The 2,661-nt window shown below is 72.5% G+C and carries 2 protein-coding genes; both read right to left on the reverse strand.

From position 1 onward, the window contains the following. A partial coding sequence (locus VF468_30970; GenBank protein ID HEX5882708.1) for a site-specific integrase occupies window positions 1–1,999 on the reverse strand: 1,999 nt, incomplete at its 3' end. 11 nt (window positions 2,000–2,010) lie between these two features. Beyond that, on the reverse strand, window positions 2,011–2,661 hold a 651-nt coding region (locus VF468_30975; GenBank protein HEX5882709.1), incomplete at its 5' end, for a site-specific integrase.

The following is a 2,661-nucleotide window of genomic DNA, read 5'->3' on the forward strand; positions in this document are numbered from 1 at the left end:
TGTGAGGTGGCATCCCGTGCAGGACGGCGTCGGTGATGAAGATCCTCCGGAAGTCGTGCGGGGTGAACCGCAGTAGCTGACCGGCAGGGTCGGTCAACGAGCCGTCTGCGGCGGTGGTGTCGGGGATGGCCTGGCAAATCCAGTCGCGGATCGTCCCGGCGGGGATAGACCGGTTCCCGCCGCCGAAGCGGCGTTGGAACAGCAGCGGCATGGGCGGGTTCCAGACCCGTTCGTGGGGGTCGTAGGACGCCACGGCGGCCACGGGTCCGCCGGGTTCGCGGATTCGATGGATGACGGCGGCCAGCACGTCGGCGAGTTCGGGGCTGACGACCAGGAGCCGTTCGGTGTCGGTCTTGGACGGGGCGATCTGCAGCAGCGGGATCACCTCGACGCCCTCGGGTGGGTTGTATTGGACCAGGCTGTGGTGGCTGAGCTCGCAGAGCTCCTCGATCCGGACACCGGTGTGCCGCAGCGTTTCGATCGCCGCCCACGTCCAGAACGCCCGGACTTCCTCCCCGGACAGGTCGCGGCGGGCGCCGGTGTCCGGGTCCTCGGTCCACGTCTTGGCGGTCGGCCCGGCCCGTTCCGGGGCGCGGTGCAGCACCTCGCCGCGGCAGGTGAACGGCTCGCCGGGATCGACGGCCTGTGCGGCGGCGAGGCGCTCGGCACCAGCCTGGGCCCGGGCGTGGACCCGGGCGAGGAGTGCGGGCAGGGCGGGCAGGCGTTCTCGGGTGCGTTGGTCCATCCGGGACTTCCGCCGGCGGATCTCCTTGGTCCGGGCCAGGTCCTCCTTGCGGACCGGTGACGGCGCGGCCCACGGACCCCACCGGGCGGGTTCTTCCATGGCCCATTGGGCGATGTCGAGGTAGAAGGCGCGGACCTGGCCGAGCTCGGCGCGGCCGTTGGACCGCAGCTGACGGGCTTCGACGACGTGCCCGTCCGGGTCGGTCACCGACGTGGTCTTGGTCAGGACCCGTAGCTTCCAGGCCGCGGCGACGTCGGGGGCCAGGTTGAGGGAGCAGATCCCAGGGTGGTGGATCTCCAGGTCACGCCAGAACAGCCGGCCCAAGGTGGCCGCCAGGCTGCGCAGCGTGGTGTGGTCCAGGGCGGGCGCCCGTTCCAGGAGGTACTCGTTCAACATCGCCCGCACCGCCTCGGACTCGATCCCGAACGGCTGCAGCATCTGTTCGGTGCTCAGCTGGCCCTGGGTCGCGAACGCCCGCAGCGTGCTGGGGGCGTCGGCGCCCAACACACCCATCGAGTGCAGGGCTGCGTAGAGGCCTGCGCCCCGGTTCGTGCGGCGCATCCCCCGCGCCTGCAGCTCCTCCAGCTCCAGGCAGTCCCCGACGGTGATGTCGGTGACCAGGCCGCCCTTGGCGGCCGCGATGGTCGCGGCCCGGCGCAACACCGACCTGGTCATCGTCGAGCCCGCCCCGGACGCCTCGCAGCGGGCGGCCAGCTCGGCGAAGCCGTCCCGGTCGCGGACCCGAGCCATGTCGGTGACCAGGTGCTGCGGCGCGGACGGGGTCAACAGCCAGCGCAGGCCGGGCCGGATCACGTCGGCGCAGACCAGCAGGTTCAGGCTGACCCGCAGGTTGCTGGTCACCGCCACCGACGACCCGGACCGCAGGCTGCCCGACTGCAGCTCCTTCAGGCACGGCCGCCACCATGCGGCGTTGCCGAGGTCGTCGCCGCCGGTGGCCTGCCAACGGTCCTGCCACGTCTGGCCGGGATGGCCGGCGAGCCACGCGAGCACCGAGACCAACCCGCGGCGCCGCCGCACCCGCGCCGCGGCCTCCGTGAACGGCGGCTCCAGCATCGACGTCAGCAGCAGGTCGGCGCCCTGGCAGGTGCCGCGCCACGACATGGGCACCTGCCGCGGCGGATAGCGCCGGTGCAGCCGCTGCATGTCCGGCCCGGACACGACCGCCGGGTTCTGACCTGGCCGGGGCGACGGGCTCGCCCTCGACGCCGGGACCCCGGTGTCCAGTGGCGCCAACCCCACGCTCATCAAGACCGCTTGCCAAACAGCGCCGCCAACGACTCGGCTCGATACCCGCCGCCGGCGTCTGGGCCGGCTGGCTGTGGCGGCGCCTGCGCCGCGGTGAGGCGCCGCTGGTGGTGGGCCAGCACCTCGGCGATGACCTCGGCCGGTGCCGGGGTCAGATACAGCTGGGTGGTCGAAAGGTGGACATGGCCCAGCACCCACTGGACGTCACACAGCGGCATCTGCGGATCCCGCGCCATCCGGTGGGCCGCGGTATGGCGGAGGTCGTGCAGCGACCAGTTCGCACCCAGCTCACGGTTCGCGCGGGTGAACATCGCCCGCGCCGCGTGGTAGGTCAACGGCCGCACCGGGTTCCGGTTCGTCCACCACAACGGGTCATCCGCCCCGGCCGGGACAGCCTTGGCCAGCGAGATCTGGTAGAGCCGCAGCCAGACGAAGGCGTCCGCGCTGGCCGGCAGCTGCTGCACCGCCCGCGACCCCTTCCGAACCACCGTGATCAGCTGCTGTCCCGGATCGACATCCCCGCCCCGCGCGCCGAGCAGCTCAGCGGCCCGGGCACCAGTGGAGACCCAAAACGCGACCAGCGCCCGATCCCGGTCGCAACGCAACCCGGCGAACAGCTGGTCGAACCGCTCGTCCGGGATCCGCCGCGG

The organism is Actinomycetota bacterium (assembly GCA_036280995.1).
Taxonomy (GTDB): Bacteria; Actinomycetota; CALGFH01; order CALGFH01; family CALGFH01; genus CALGFH01.